The organism is Pseudoalteromonas sp. SCSIO 43088, assembly GCF_023650795.1.
In the GTDB taxonomy this organism is placed as follows: Bacteria; Pseudomonadota; Gammaproteobacteria; order Enterobacterales; family Alteromonadaceae; genus Pseudoalteromonas; species Pseudoalteromonas shioyasakiensis.
The window spans coordinates 622,821-638,492 of sequence record NZ_CP072676.1 but is presented as its reverse complement, the minus strand read 5'-3'; the positions used below and the strand labels follow the sequence as shown (position 1 = coordinate 638,492).

The window sequence follows — 15,672 nt, the reverse complement described above, 5'->3', positions numbered from 1 at the left end:
ATTGGCATAAAAAAGCCCCCGTTCAATTAAGAGCGGGGGTTTTGTTTTTGTAGTACGATCAACGCATTACTTCAGGGCTTCTTCAGCCAGCTTGTGTAACTTGTCATCCCACTTGTTCTCTGTCTTAGTCGTCAAATACTCTGACGCAAGAAGGAACACCTTTGTTAAGAACTTAGTCGTCATGAAACGAGTAAGAAGGAACGCTGCGAATTTACTCACTCTCAGTGCTCTCCGTCTTTGGGGCTAGTGCGCTAACTGCGGCGATTAAGCCTTCAAGGTCTTGGCCTTGGTAGTTAACCGCTTGAGCTACAGCGCCCAGTGCTTCATTTGCTTGTCGTGTTGCGTCCATTGAATCAAGAACACGTGCTTTTAGTTGTGTTACTTGTGCTTGTAACTGTTGGACTTCTTGCTGCATTACTCAACCACCTTAATTACTTCGCGTTTGCAGTGTTCTTCTGCGGCCTGCTCTGCCGTTAAGCCTTTATACACATCAACTGGTAACGTGTAGTCAGCGAAGTCCATGCTGTACGTAGCTGGGTCGATTAGGATATATGGCGCACTGCCAGAATCCTTCGCTTCTTGTGTAGGCCAGTAAGCCATGCGGTAATTCAACGAGAAGTTCGCGCTGTCCGCAGGGGTTGTCCCGTGGCCTTCATCAACGCTGTACGTGAATGTCTCGCTAGTGTTCGCGCTGAACTCTGAACGTAATACTTGGAATACTGCTGCTTCGTGCGCTGTACCCTGTGGGTCTGTAAATGCTGTTGTAAACATTACTGCTACCTTTTTGTTATTGTGAGCTGAGATTATAACGCGGCACTACTACAATTAATAGTAGTGCTACTGTTAATTGGTTACACGCCGACGCAACGAACTTTTACCTGTGCGCTTGTAGACAGCGTTTTTGTTGGGAAGTCCTTGTGCCTAGCGTACATTGTGACTGTGCATGTGACAAAGAACTCTTCACGTTTCCTGCCGTACACTGTGACATGCACCGACTTGTTAGCACTCGACCAAGTACCAGGGCTACCCGAAATAGAGCTGAGTGTTGGCTTTTGAACGGGGTTCGTCGTGCCGTAGCCACTGTGGAACTTGTAGTCGAGCGTGTATCTAAACTCGGCATTGTCCTTGATGAACTTGCTGTAACCTAAGTCCCAGTCGTCGGCCTCCCCCGTCCAAATGTTCCAGCCTACACCGGTACTTTGATCACCATACTGGGTGAGCATTAGCCTTGTGTCTCTGTCCCTCGGGTGTAGAGCTATAAAAAACGCTGTCGCTGCCCCTCGGAAGTCCGTAAGCCTTATACTGCCTGACGTCGGAATGCCCGAGTTGGCGGGCATGTCGGGTACATTTCGCCCTTTTCTGAAGTAGTCACGCAGATTACCCGCACCGCCGAAGAAACCCTTAACGTCCAGTAGGCTAAGCTCCCCAGAAGTATGACCGAAGTTGATTACATGATGGTTTGCGGGCACAAGCTCGGTGCTAGTGCTCAGTGTGACGGTGTGGACTCTTGAACCTATACGGACAGTAGACGTTTTGCTCTCTAGTGATCCCGTTGGTGCTCGGAATGCTATCTGGAAATTTCTGCGGAACGTTGAGTTCATAAAGAAATCTGTAACCCAGTTGCCGTAGAAGTCTTCTTCATGGTGGCTAGACGCGTACTCAACGAGCCTGAAGCGTACTTCTGGATCATCACTTCTCAGGTGTACTATTGTGTACGACTCCGTTTGCAGACGGTAGACCTGACTGATGACAAATTCATTCGCGTTAAGGCCTGAGTAGCTACTAGTTATAGTCGGGCCTAAGTAATACGGGTTTGGCTTGTCAATTGACGGGACAACCTCGACCGTAAACGGGTGTTTTGAGCCGTCTACGGGGTCATTTACCTGTAGTGTACTTTTGCCGTACGGTGCGTTTGATTTGATGTGGTACGTGTCATCCTTGCCTAACTCAAGCACGGCATTTCGCGTACTAGTCCAGTATGTTGACTCAAAGCCTGTGATGTTTACTGAGCTGCTTGCGCTGGTGCTAGAGAAAAGGACTTTCGTCCCTCTCTCTACTTTGATGTTGTCCGGAACATCAACCAGCCCATCACGACTTGCTTGAATCTTGATGGTGTCTGCCACTATCTTGCCTCCAATACTTTTACTTTTGCTGTTAGTTCTTTAACGGCCTCAACGAGTAGGCCAATCAAGCCATTGTGTGCGACACGCTTAAGGCCTTCGTTTTCCTTGACTACTTCAGGGAGCACTTCTTCTACTTCTTGAGCGATAACACCAGCCGACTTTTCACCGTCTAGGTCGTCGCGCGTGTACGTGTTGCCTGATAGTTTCATCACTTTTTCTAGTGCGTTCTCTATAGGCTTAATATTGCTTTTCACACGTCGGTCTGAAGTTGCAATGAAATCTGGAGCATACGCAGTGTCGTAGAACGTCCAACGGCGGGAATCGCCAGACCAACGAACCCTAGTGCCCCAGTTGTTGTTATTGTCCTGCATGTAGAGGCCGAAGTGCGCATCCGATCCACGGTAGAACAATCTAGCCGTGCGGTTGTTAGACGGGATTAACTCGAAGTGCGCCTCATTGTTCGGACTGTCCACTATCATCTTCGCGGCTTTGATGTTCGAAGAGCAGTAGAACGAACGACCGTTGTAAGTTCGAATCCACGTGCTGTCTGTCATGTGCAGACCGCCGCCATACGTTGCGAAGTAGAGGCCTTCGTCGTTATGCGCGCGATACCAAGTGTCAGAGCCGTTTATGACAGTTTCGTTGTCTAGGCCGACTGACAAACCTTTGATGACGGCAAGTTTACCGTCTGTCCTTACAGGCCAACGACTGAAAATTTCTCCGCGCACGTTGTTTGTGTTCGTCCGTGGCGGGAAGTTTGAGCCGTTCGATGCGGTGTACGTTCCGATATAGGCAGTGACGTCGAGCTGATTGCCCGCTTCACTGTGAATCCTGTAGACAGCGCCACCGCCACGAAGCCAAACGACCAGACCGCTTGTAGCGAGCACCATGCCGCCGACCATCGTAGAATATGTTTCCGAGAACTGGATAACTCGAAGGTCATGGTCGTTGCCACCCCAGCCAGAATCACCAGACCAATAAAAGTCGAACGTTAGGCCACCTTTATGCGACGCTGTGTTCCAAGTGTCAGGCGCAACGTCGCCGTATCCTCGGTTAATCGAGAAGTGACCGAACATGAACTTTGCGCTACCTGTGATCAACACAGGGTAGTAAGTGTTTGCGTCGCCGCCGACAGTAATATTCTTATAGTTAGTGAGTTTAAGGCCGCGAAGCGTCGAGTCGTTACCTGTGTGCCAAGCTCTGTGCTTAGAGCGACCAATGAAGGCGTTTGTGCCATCAACACGAAGGAAGTTCGCATCACCTACAGTTTGGATATTGAACGCTGCATCTGCACCAGTGCCACTGCCGCCGACACGAAGCCTAGGCTCGTTAGAAGTCTTGCTCCATTGAAGTGCCACTTGTACGTTAGTGTTGAGCGGCGACGTGGCATGGATAGCCCCGACCGTCCTAAAACCGCCAGTAGCGTCAACCCACGCATCCGATGTGATCGCAACTTCATAGTCGCCGTCAGTAGCGGTCGTTGTTGTACCTTTGACGAATCGTGCGATGTCGCCGTCGCCTCGCTGGTTGACATACATAGCCGCTGCATTGTCGTTCGACGAACGCTGCACATATAGGAAGTTGTCAGGCACGCTCGTAGTGCCAATTCGCGCTAGACCAGACAGGTGTACGCCATCAACTTTGTCAGCATCGAGGCCTGAGCCGCTGCCTTGGTCTGCTGACGTCCAAATCTTGTACCATGACGAGTGGACACCCCCCGATACACGTTTGAAGCGAATATCGTTGTTATGGAACGAACAAGCAATATCGAAGTAGTAGCCTGCGCTGTTTTGATGGTTAAGCGTTAAGTGATACCACCAATCACTTGTCGGGTTGTTTAGTGTATTCCCGTCTGCGCCATTACCGCCAGCACCAGAAACGTTAGCTGCTGTTAGACCGCTTCGACCGTATTTGACAGTGCCGACATACTCTACCAGTCTAGCAGCCTTCGCTGTCTCAGACTTAAATAAGAAACGTGCGTCGGCATTGGTCTTTAAGTGGTATCGACCGTCACTCTCTGACTTGCTATACACGCTGACGAACTTACGAACTGCGCTCATGTCATTGCAGAATCGGATATAGTTATCTGTTGGGCTAACTCGATACGCAATACCACCGCTGATTGTCTGCTGGTTCTGGTACTGCGAACGAAACAGGCGTGCGAAAATGTCACCGTTACCGTTACGCACTGGTACAGTGTTAGCTGAATTGCCTTCTGATGCGTGTTTTCCGTCAACCATATCTGCGTTCAGACCTGAACCCGGACCGTCGTTACCTTCGTGCCAAACCTTGCCGCCGTTGAACGAAATGTCAGGTGCTGTGACCACAAGCTTACTGTTGCACGCGATCTCGTTACCATCGAACGCCAAAACGTTAGCGCCGCCATCTGAGATACGAAGATAGCCCTTATTTACGTTAGCGTGGTTTCCACCAATTGTCCCAGAACCGACGATGTGAAGATGACCGTTTAATGTATCGTTCGCATCGCTTCGAATGAATTGGCCTGAAGTTAGCCCGCCTAGCTTGTCAGAGTTAGCAGAGTTGACGGCCTTAGACGATTTGCCTAGGTACTTGCTCGATAGCGCAGTGCCGTTTTCATAGATAGTGACACCGTGGACTTGTTTGAACTTCCAACTTGACGTGCCGAGCGAGCCGTGATTGTTAGCGTACGGTAATAGGCCTGACGACGTAGTGCGAATCCAACTGCTTTGCGAAGCTGGGTTATTAACGAAGCTGAAACATGGGTAAGAGCTACTGCCCGCAGTGCTTAGGCCGACAAGCGATGGCTGTTCCTTAACGTCCGCCCAACGTACGTCAGTGATGAATCCACCGCTCGACTTAGTTGGTTCACTAGCCGACATCGACACCGAAAGGCGTGACGCATAGTTATCATGGCCTGATGCGAAATCAGGGTTCGTAATTACCATGTGGTACGTGTAGTTCTCGCCTGAAGTCGGGGCTGGCAAGATGATTCGGTCTTCGAATTTGAATGACGTGCTGTACCTTGTGTAAGTGAAATCACCACCGTCTACTTCTACGCCGCTTATAGACGAAGCCAGTCGGAGCGTTGACTTGCCACTTGAGAAGTTGAACGGGACACCATTCAGATACAGTGTAACGTCGAACTGAATGTCTTTAAGGCCTTTCTCATTCGGGCCGAGGAAAGAGATTGTCAGCACTTGAGCGCTACCGCCCGATTTAAGCGTAGGTAGGTCAAAGCGTTTATTGTTCCAGACACCTTTAGCCGAGACCGACTCAGTACCACCTAGAATCTCTGCATCTGGGTTGACACGAACAAGGCCATCTTTGAACGCTGGGTCAATCATGTAGTCTTGGATCGTACCCGCTGGCATTGTTAGGTCTGGGCTAAGCAATGAAATACCATCAACGGCTAAGTTACCACTGTCGATTGTCTCTGCCGATAATGCTTTGATCACCGCTTCATCTAGGTACATGAACTTGCGGTCTTCAGAGAAGTAGAACGGGAACTGTTTTTTGTCCTGCTCTGTGCTTGGATTCCAATTAGGCGGAACAATAGCAATCTCGTCCGCTTGGAAGTACATCTTACCACCTGCCTCTGCACCGCTGCCGTCAGCAAGTAGGTGGACACCCGACACGCGACCATTGGCTTCGGCTTTGATTACACGTTCAGCCTTGAGTACGCCTGTCTCGGTGTCCGTATATGCTTTAGCTACGTCCACTACTTCAGCAAGCGCCTTAGCATTTGCACTGCGGCTGTAGACAATATCCGACACATAGGCTGGTGCCATTACGCCAGAACCCGCTAACTGGATGAATGGGACTAGGCCATTGATGTTTTCACGAACATGCTCGAATACACCTTCAACGAAAATCCACTTGTCTTCGTGTGTGTTGACGCGAACTTCAGAAGGCCAGTACAGCTGATCCACATTGTCGGTTCTACCACGGAAACCAAAGTTGAGGTTTTCTTCACTGTGGAACGTATATACCCAAGCTGAAATGTAAATCTTGTCGCCGACCACTACAGGGAACTCTGCATGGTGATCGTAGGTGTCACGCGTTGTTACTTTAAGCACATGTGTTCTACCCGACAATACAGGCAGGCCTTCGTCTGCAATGCTAACTACCTTACTCGCTGACCAACCGCCTCTGTCTAGGCTCGCGTCAAACACGCCACGGACTACAAGGTTCGGGCTGCTTAACGATACACGGTCTAGTCGTTTTGCTTGGTCTGCGCTGGTTGTTTCGAGCGTGCTCACTCTCGATGTATTGCTGTTCGATTTACTTTCTACGGAACTAAGGCGCGACGCGTGGCTAGACGTTGTGCTTTCTAGCGTGCGCACTCTGTTCGTGTTGCTATTCGCTTTGTTCGTAGCGTTCGTAGCCTTCGTTTCTACGCTGCTTAAACGTGAAGCGTGCGAAGTGCTAGTCTCTTCAAGCGTTGATACACGGTTTGAAACAGTAGTTGTTCGCGCGTTGGCTGTGTTCGCATCGGCCTGCGCATTGTCCGCCTTGTTAACTGCTGTAGTAGCCTTCGTTTCTACGCTGCTTAAACGTGAAGCGTGACCGTCCGCCGTTTGCTCTAAGGCGCTAACCGATGAACCTACATCACCACCGCGTAATTCAATCTCATGGACTGCACCGCCGTCAGTAGTAGTACACCAAATTGACAGCTCATTGTCGCCCTCGTTTACGTCTACAAGGTACTCGAACCACTCAATAGCGTTGTCCTTCGACACTACAGGTCTTTTACCTGAATCAACACCGTTGATGCCAAAACGCATACCACCTTCAGGATCACGTAGTTTAAGGCGAAGGGCTGCTTTGCCTGTGTACTCACAAGGCAGATTGAACTTACGGCCTGTCGCTAATGTTGAGTTCGACGTCCATGCCCAGTTGCCGACATAAGACTTTTGAATCTTAGCGCCAGCCAGTTGTTCAAGGTTAACTGTCTCGACTTCTTCTAGGCGTGAAGCATGATCACCCGTTGTGGTCTCAAGTGAAGAGACACGGTTCGAGTTAGAGTTCGCCTTACCGTTGGCTGAAGCAGCAAGAGTTTCAACCGAGCTTAAGCGGCTTGCGTGAGAGCTACTAGTGCTTTCAAGTGTGCCGACACGGTTTGAGTTGCTATTAGAACGCGATTCTACGCTCGTAATTCTACTCGCATGGCTGTTACTAGTCGTTTCAAGAGAGCTGACGCGGTTAGTGTTGCTCGTAGATTTACTTTCTACACTGGTTAAGCGGCTTGCGTGGTTGCTGCTAGTGCTTTCAAGTGTTGTAACGCGATTCGTGTTGCTGTTCGACTTGCTTTCTACATTTGTCAAACGGCTCGCATGTTTAGCGCTTGCTGTTTCAAGAACTTCTACTTTATTCGCCGACGTATTGCTAACTTGCTGTGCTTCGAACGACGGGCGTAGATTTGAGTTATAGCCAACTGCTTCGTATTCATCGGTAGTGATGTTCGTACGAACAGAGAAAGGCTTTTCACCAACAAGGAACAAACCGCCTGCTACTAGAACTGGAGAACTGCTGTTACCGCTGTGTGTGCCTTCGGCCTGTCTACCGCCTTGAGCGCCTGTGAACTCGTACTCTTTGTAGAGCGAACCGTCTAATTTGTACGCTTTAACCTTGTTAGGCTCTGGGCTTGTGATTGCCAAGTCATGCACATCATGCGGGAGTAAGTACGTGTCGCCAGCCATGCTTCGAGCGATGCCTGTCTCACTCGCTGAGCCGTCACCGTCACCGAAATCGAAGACAGCGAACAGGTCTTCACTGTAGTAATAGCCCGACCCGTTGTTGTGTACCGGTGTCGAGTTTTGCTTGATGATTCGAACACCTTGCGAACCAGTTAAATGCTCACGTGATAGAGGCATGAAAACAGAATGGTCAGCGTCCGCGCCATTACAACCAGTACCCATGATTGGACGAGTAGCCGATGCGAAAATGTATTCGCCGTTAGTACCACGCTCAAACTGGATTGCCGTTAGCTCACCCGCTTTAAGTTGGATGGTATCTGAACCTGACTTTGTTTCGATTGCTGCCGTGCCGTCACGGTATGAGAACTTAACTTCGGCGTCACCGTAGAGTGAGATTAAGTTACCACGCTGTCTACGCTCACCGTCTGTAGAACCAGAACGTGATGCAATCAGAATGTCTCGGCTTGCGAAATACGTTGAAGGCAGTGGGAAACCATTAACACTTACTAGTGCAAGCGGCTTGTTAGACTCAACACAAGTGCCTAGAGGCGGATTGATCGTACCTGTGTCGCCTTTCGACAGGCCTGTGATGTGTGGTACACCGTCGAAGTAGATTGTCGTATCGTCCTCGAACGCACCGTAGGAAATGTTGCCATTGTAGCCAAGCGCGTAACGAGGTGACATTGCCGCCATTGACGCGAACTGACTTACGTCATCATTGCCGTTAACCTTCTCGCGGAACTCGATGCTAGACAGGCGTGATGCTTTGTCGGCGTCGCTCTCTTCAAGCGTTGTCACACGCGATGTAACAGCATTGACTTTGTTGTCCACTGAGGTAGCTTTCGTTTCTACATTGGTCAGGCGACTAGCGTGTGATGCGCTGGTTGATTCCAATGTGTTAACACGGTTCGTGACTGAGTTGACCTTGCTGTTCGCTGTGTCCGCGTCTGCCTGCGCTGCGTCTGCATCGCTCTGCGCTGCATTAGCTTTGTTGACTGCTGAAGTAGCTTTCGTTTCAACGTTCGTCAACCTAGATGCGTGCGTCGTGCTTGTTGACTCAAGCGTGCTAACTCGGTTTGTCACTGAGTTCACATCGGCCTGTGCTGCATCTGCGTCCTTTTGGGCTGCGTTCGCTTTGCTTACTGCGGTAGTCGCTTTCGTTTCTACATTCGTTAAGCGTGAAGCATGAGTGTCGCTGGTTTCTTCGAGCGTTGTCACACGGTTCGATACAGTAGTAACACGGGCATTAGCTGTGTTCGCGTCGCCCTGTGCTCGCGATGCATCATCAACACCTTTCTGCGCTGTGGTTTCTACAGTGGTTAGTCTGCCTGCATGGTTTTTGCTGGCTGTCTCTAGGGACTTAACCGCTGAGCCTACATCACCGCCTCGGATCTGAACACCACTTAGCGTGCCGCCATCTGGACTAGCTTGCCAGAACACAATGCTGTTAGAACCTTTCTTGATGTCAACGAGGTAGTCAAACCACAGTGTCGCTCTGTCTGCGCCCCTCGGCCTAGGTAGTTCAACACCATTGAGCTTGAACGCTATACCGCCCTCTGCATCATTCAGGCGTAAGCGAAGCGCTGCCTTCCCTGCGTAGTCTGATTCGAGCGTTAGCTCCTTCATACTGCTAGTAATGCTCGTAGAACCAGACCACTCAGCGATGATATTGGCTGTCGCAAGCTGCTCAAGGTTAACTGACTCGACCTGAGTTATACGCTGTGCTTGGTCTGTCGTTGTGCTTTCCAGCGTGCTAACACGGTTTGAGTTGCTGTTCGCCTTAGAGTTGGCGCTATTGGCTAGTGTCTCTACATTCGTTAGACGGTTAGCGTGTGTTGAACTTGTGCTCTCAAGCGTTGACACCCGGTTAGAAACCGTCGAAACATCTGCATTTGCCTTGTCTGCATCAGCTTGTGCTGCATCTGCATCCTTTTGGGCTGCGTTCGCTTTGTTTACTGCGGTAGTGGCCTTTGTCTCAACGTTCGTTAGTCTTGAAGCATGAGCGCCGCTAGTTTCTTCTAGGCCTGTTACTCGGTTCGTGACTGTTGATACATCAGTGTTGGCCTTGTCTGCGTCAGCTTGTGCTGCATCAGCCTTAGATACTGCTGTGGTGGCTTTGCTTTCTACATTCGTAAGACGACTAGCGTGAGTGCCCGTAGTCTTTTCGAGCGTTGTAACCTTGCTTGCTGTGTTGTTGGCCTTGCTTTCTACGTTCGTTAGGCGCGAAGCATGTTTCGCTGAAGTCGATTCTAACGTGCTTACTCGGTTTTGGGCATTGGTTGCCTTGGTCTCTACATTAGAAAGGCGTGTGGCGTGCGTAGCGTCCGTTTCTTCAAGTGTTGTGATACGGCTTTCTGACTCATCGCCGCGTGCTTCTAACGTACGAATACTTTGCGCATTGTCTGCGTCTGCTTGTTCAAGGCTCGTGATTACTGAATAGTTCTCACCGTTCCAAACACCTAAGCTTGATAGACGACTAGCGTGCGCGCCAGTAGTTGTTTCAAGTGAAGCTATGCGTGATCTGTTTTTGCCGTCGCTAGTCTCAAGGATAGACACGCGCTGCGCCTGTTCGTCGCTCTCTGTCTCAAGGTTAGCAATCTTTGAGCCTTGACCATTCGTTAGCGTGACTAGGCCTGTAACATCATCTTTTACACCGCCCAAGTCTAAAGCAACTGAGTCAATCGACGCGTTCGCAGCGCTTAGGCCGTCTGTTGCTCGTTTATCTACAGCGCTGATTGATGCTGTGACATCAGTGTTTACTGTGTCGATGCGACCGTTCGCCTGAGTGATAGCCTCGTCAATACGGGTTACATCAAGGTTTACGTTCGTTTTTAGGCTGGCAAGACGTGAGTCTACGTCATCCAGTGATAGCGATAGATTTTTGTTAGCGTTGGCGAGCGCTGCATCAGCGGCTTTTAGGCGTGACTCTGCATCAGTTAGGTCTTTCTCAAAACCTGTCTGCTTGTCGAGAATGTCGTTAAGAACTGTCTCGTCTACGTCCTGTCCGTCTTGACCTTTGATTAGTGACCAATCGAAGATTGAAGGGTCTGACAAGTCAGGCTGTTCGGTGCGTTGGCCTGTGCTGAAGCCAATGTATTCTTTGTTGGTTGGGTCAAGGCTAATGCCTGTTCCCTGCGCGTCATCAGCGTATGCTTTCCATACGTGATAAGCTGGTCCAAGTGGGACTGCGCCTAAGTCGATTAAGTGCCATGCACCTTCTAACTTAGCGTAAACGGCGCTATGGTCTACCCATGCGCCGCCTTTCTTTACTTTGATAGCCGAGACTCGTTGCCAAGTCCCGTTAATTTTTATAGCCGACATGCGGTTTTACCATTAGGAATCTGCGACAATCCAAATGTCACCATCACGACCTTGGCCTGCACTTGGGGCAGTAGTCGAGACAGTAACGCGATTACCTAGTTTCTCTAATGTGTCACTCACCTGTGCTGCTAGGCGAGTATTTGTGGTTGCAGACACGCTGCGCATAATACCATATTTCGCGTTAACTTTAGTAGCTAAGTCATACGCTTCGTCTATTTTAATTTCGGTGTCGCTCACTACTTCGACAACCTCATAAATTCGGTTAGTCAGTGCGAACATGTCACCCGGTACAGGCTTGTTGACAGCCGATGCCCAGTACGTGCCGACACCTGTTACAACGTCGCTGCCCTTGGTCAATGTGACCTTACCTGTTCTATACCATTTACTCATTTTTACACCTTGTTAGTATAGGCCTCTCACGTTTGTTAACGTGCTGCCTGATTTGAATATGTCAGCAACGATTGCTGATTGTTGAACTAGAATGTTGTCGTTCACATCTGGCCTTAGCTGGACAGAGAACGAATGTGATGCTTTGCCCTTGGGGATCACACAGCCGAGCTGCACTGTCACCGAGCCTTCTTCGCCCACGTTCTTCGACCTGAAGACTTGCTTCACCTCGCCATCTAGGTACAGAGTCACAATGAAGTTACTTGATGAACCACCGCCCCCTTGGTGGTCGAGCGCTATGCCACTGACGACAAGGTTACGATCATTGGTTTCGCCAAGGATTCCCGCTTCGATTGTCCCCGAGATAAGCGTGTAAGTTTCGAGTGCGCCTACTGTGTACTCTTCGTTAACGACGACAACCGCACGGTCAACAATGTCGCCCTCGACGTTCGTAGCCTTCAATGTACCTTTGACCTCGCACGACTCGTCGATAACAACGTTCTGTAGTCGGCCTGCATTTGCGTTTACCTGACCACTGAAGAACGCATTTTTAGCCGTTAGTACACCTTGGTTGTTGACCAAGAAGTTCGTACCAATCTCCAGCGTAGAACCCTTGATGCTACCGCCCTCGATGGCTGGTGATTTGAAGCTAGTGCCCGCCTTGATTTTCTCTGCGGTAACGTTCTGTGCCACTAGGCTGAAGATTTCTGCTGTGTTGATCACCGCTGCATCAATGACCGTCTTGCCGTCTTTAATGATGAACGGGGCTACCGTGTCATTGCCGCCAGTGACAGCGAACGTCTGTGCATCGACAACAAAGCTTGTTTCAGTACCGTCATTGAAGAAGCCAACACCGCCCTGTAGGTCTTGCACGTTGGTCTTCACGCCCCATTGAGCTTGATAACCTGAACTAGCGGAAGCAGAGGCCGAGGCTAACTGCTGTAAACTCGCCGACTGTCCGTTGTAATCCACACGGAAGTCTCTAATCGCTTGAGCAAGTGCGCCCTCTTGGTTCGTAAGGACAGTCTCAAACTCTTCGATTTTAGAGTTGATAACGTCGCCTAGGTCGTTTTCCCATCGAGCCTCAAGGTTCTGAATACGCATGACGTAGGCTTCATCAGCATTGACCGCTGCATGTATTCCGCCTGCCAGCCGTGCGTAGTTCTTCGCAAACTGCTTTTGGATTGTCTCGCCTTGCGTGTGCTTCGAGATAGCGTCACTCATGGCTTGGTCTGCAAGAAGGTCACTAACCGAGCTGTTTTCGCTGAGTAGCTTAGATAGGCTAGTGTCGCCGAAGCCGTTGCCCTGAAGCGCACGGTTCAACGCGTCAATAGCGCCAAGCTCTGACTGTAGCCAATCGTAGTTTTCGCCGTTGAACACTTGCTCGCTGTAGTCCTCAAGCACTTGCTCTGGATTGTCTTTAGTCGTCACGCGCACACCGTTCGCATTGCTCGGCGCACCCGCTTGATAGTCACGGTTTAAGTGTCTGATCCAATATACATAGGTACTCGAACCATTGACCGAATCTGAGTAGAACCCGCTAGTTGACGAGCCGACGAACAACGCTTCAGCGAATGTCGGGGTCGCATCTGGTGTCTCAGTGATGTCCACACGGAACACCTCAGTCAATGCGTACCAGTCGCCCGCTGGCCTATCCCATTTGAGACCTACCGCAGTGAACATCGCGTACACGTCTAGGCCTGTAGGCTGTGGCGGAATTGGATCACCAAAACCGCCTTTGTCACCTTCAGCCGACGAATTTACAGCGAGCCTGCGCAAGTCCGTTGTGCCAGTACCGACCTTTAGGTCACGGAATGTAACAGCCCTGTCTAAGTGGTTGCCGCGCCCCATGCCCGACTGCACCTGAACAGTCTCACGCAAAGCCGTTAAGAAATGCGAGACCGAACGCGGTACGTCTTTCGGTACTGGTGGCAACGCTGTTTTTGCCATTAGATAAATTCCTCTGGTGATTGAGCTAACTGCACGTCACGAACTTCAAGCGGTGCTGCTTGGCTGATAGAGTCAACCTTCACTCGCCATCTGTGAGCACGGGCATTGAACGGCAGATAGAAGAACATAGGGCTATCGACTAGCTTGGTGTATGTCTTCTCTTCGCCTGACAGCGCATGGTCATAGGCCACCGTCACGCTCACTGGGTAGCGGTTAGCGCGTACCTTTGCGATGTTGAACGCTACAGGGTCATTGAACAGGTATGTCTTCGATTGCCAATTGGCCTGAAGCCACGCATCATCCGACGAGTCGAACTGCATTAGCTCTTGTGTGTCTACATCGACGTACGCCAAGTCATTAGTTGACTCAAGCTGCACGAAGCAAGACGCGTTTAAATCTAGTGTGCGAACCCCTGCGTTTCTGTCTAACGCGTCAAACACCAATGTCTTGCGAGTCGCTGGACTATGCACAAACACCTTGTTGTCGTAGTTGGACAGCTTCAACGTTGACGGTTCTAAGTCACGCCATTGTTTATTCGATAGGAAACCTTCGCTTACATTTGAGATCGAATAGTCATCAATGCGGTGTAGGCCTGTATCACTTGTGAAATACACAGCGCCCGCTACCTCAGTGACACCATGCTCACTTGAGCAAGGAACTGGATCAGATAAGCGTGTTGTGTCCATCGAGTCTGGGTGAACACCTTGAACCACATACGGCACGCCTGTCGTTAGGACAACTAGGTTCGCTCCCGCTGGTTGGATGGTCACAATGTCTTCTTGGAACACTTTGTAATACTTAACAGGCCAAGCGTAAAAGGCTTCAGGTTCGGCAAAACACAGTAAGCGCTTGTTGTGGCCTACCAGAATATCCGCGCCCATTATTGCAACTTTCTTCATCGAACCGCTTGGGTACAACTCAGTGTTTGTGTCTGGTGCGCCTGTCCAGTCTTCATTGAGTGGTGAATCAAGCAAGTCGCCACTGTATGTCGTATCAACGTACGTTTTTTCGTTAATGCCAATTTCAGCCACGAACTGGTATTCACCTGTACCACTGGCTGCTGTATTGGTACGGAATATACGAATCTTGCCGTCGGTATTGCGAAGTGGGTCGGTCGCCATTACACCCTCTGCGAGCTCTGGGAACGTGAGCGTCACAGCCGTAGTGTTTGTGTACTGGTATTCCTTAATCTCGACTAGGTCTGTCGGGTTAGATAGCTGGCTCAACCTGCCCCACGCATCCACGTAGCAGTACGCGTAAGCAACTTCTGTTACATCGTATTCAACGTCTTCAGGTTCAATATAAGGCATGATGCCGATTATGCCGTCACCGTTTAGGTCTTCAGTAGCCGCGCTCTGACCGTCGATAGGTTCAACCTTCTCCGAGCCGTCATACTGCGGCGTAGGTTCTTGGTGCCAATATTCCGCAACTGCTGTTTCGATTGATACGAAGTCAGGTGGCTTAGGGACATTCAGAGGGTAAGCTACCGAAGGATATGGACCAGCCCCAGACTCCGCGTTCAGGTTGTACGCGACCTGTGGGTCTTTGCCGTGGCCTGCGATAACAACGTAGTCATAGGCGTCGTTCTTCAATGGAGCACGGACAGCGTAAGTCGGTTCAGCCCAGCTAAACCACTTATTGTTGTACTTGAACATTGACTGCGTATCAGCACGGCCTGTTGCGCCAAGCGATGACGGAAGTGACCAAGGCTCAAGGATGCCACGTTCTGACTTAGTGTTGTGTGACAGTACAGCGTAGCCATCTGGTACTTGTTCATCGTCGTACTTTGGGGCTGTGCCTAGGAAGCCTGTGAACTGGATATTCATTAGTTGTAGTCCCAGCTCGTAGCTTCGTTCTGCATACGGAAGTCAATGTGCAAGAACGTCTTACCGAAGCCGAAGCCTTTAGCGCCAAGCTTTAGAGCTTCTTCGATGATACGCATGCGCAATCTGCCATATGGAACACGAATATCAAAAGCCACACCCTTATGGTGCGTCCCTGGTCTTTCCTTTTTTGCTTCGTCTGGATGGTTTGCACAGCGGTAGGCGCTGTTTAGGATCAGAGGGACACCGACACGCGTACGTAAGGTTTGCAGCATACGCAGCGCATACGGGTCACACTCATTTGGAACTTGGCGGTCACATTCGGCGCATTTGCAACGAAGTTCGACCGCCTTAAAATCCTTAGTGCTAGGTTCTGTCATGTAATGCCCT

Annotated in this window: 8 protein-coding genes; all 8 read right to left on the bottom strand. The window is 50.2% G+C overall.

Going from position 1 to position 15,672, the window contains the following annotated elements:
- Window positions 1–211: 211 nt before the first annotated feature.
- The 8 genes from J8Z28_RS20610 to J8Z28_RS20575 all read right to left on the bottom strand — a co-directional run bounded on the left by J8Z28_RS20610 (window position 212) and on the right by J8Z28_RS20575 (window position 15,662).
- Complete coding sequence (locus J8Z28_RS20610) at window positions 212–415, bottom strand: hypothetical protein (protein WP_250660517.1); 204 nt, start codon at window positions 413–415, stop codon at window positions 212–214.
- A complete protein-coding gene (locus tag J8Z28_RS20605; RefSeq protein WP_250660516.1) occupies window positions 415–771 on the bottom strand; it encodes a hypothetical protein in 357 nt (118 codons plus the stop codon). Before J8Z28_RS20605 ends, J8Z28_RS20610 begins: the two co-directional genes overlap by 1 nt.
- A gap of 80 nt (window positions 772–851) precedes the next feature.
- Entirely contained in the window at window positions 852–2,123 is a 1,272-nt protein-coding gene (locus tag J8Z28_RS20600; protein ID WP_250660515.1) for a hypothetical protein, read from the bottom strand.
- Window positions 2,123–11,122, bottom strand: a complete 9,000-nt coding sequence (locus tag J8Z28_RS20595) for a tail fiber domain-containing protein (protein ID WP_250660514.1) — start codon at window positions 11,120–11,122, stop codon at window positions 2,123–2,125. The genes J8Z28_RS20600 and J8Z28_RS20595 overlap by 1 nt, the downstream gene beginning before the upstream one ends.
- A 12-nt stretch (window positions 11,123–11,134) precedes the next feature.
- The gene (locus J8Z28_RS20590) at window positions 11,135–11,512 is read right to left on the bottom strand and encodes a hypothetical protein (protein ID WP_250660513.1); all 378 of its coding nucleotides are present in this window, start codon (window positions 11,510–11,512) and stop codon (window positions 11,135–11,137) included.
- Window positions 11,513–11,524: 12 nt separating this feature from the next.
- Complete coding sequence (locus tag J8Z28_RS20585) at window positions 11,525–13,459, bottom strand: phage tail tip fiber protein (protein WP_250660512.1); 1,935 nt, start codon at window positions 13,457–13,459, stop codon at window positions 11,525–11,527.
- Window positions 13,459–15,285: a hypothetical protein gene (locus J8Z28_RS20580; protein ID WP_250660511.1), complete on the bottom strand. Its 1,827-nt coding sequence runs from the start codon at window positions 15,283–15,285 to the stop codon at window positions 13,459–13,461. The genes J8Z28_RS20585 and J8Z28_RS20580 overlap by 1 nt, the downstream gene beginning before the upstream one ends.
- Complete coding sequence (locus J8Z28_RS20575) at window positions 15,285–15,662, bottom strand: D-Ala-D-Ala carboxypeptidase family metallohydrolase (protein ID WP_250660510.1); 378 nt, start codon at window positions 15,660–15,662, stop codon at window positions 15,285–15,287. Before J8Z28_RS20575 ends, J8Z28_RS20580 begins: the two co-directional genes overlap by 1 nt.
- Window positions 15,663–15,672: the final 10 nt, after the last annotated feature.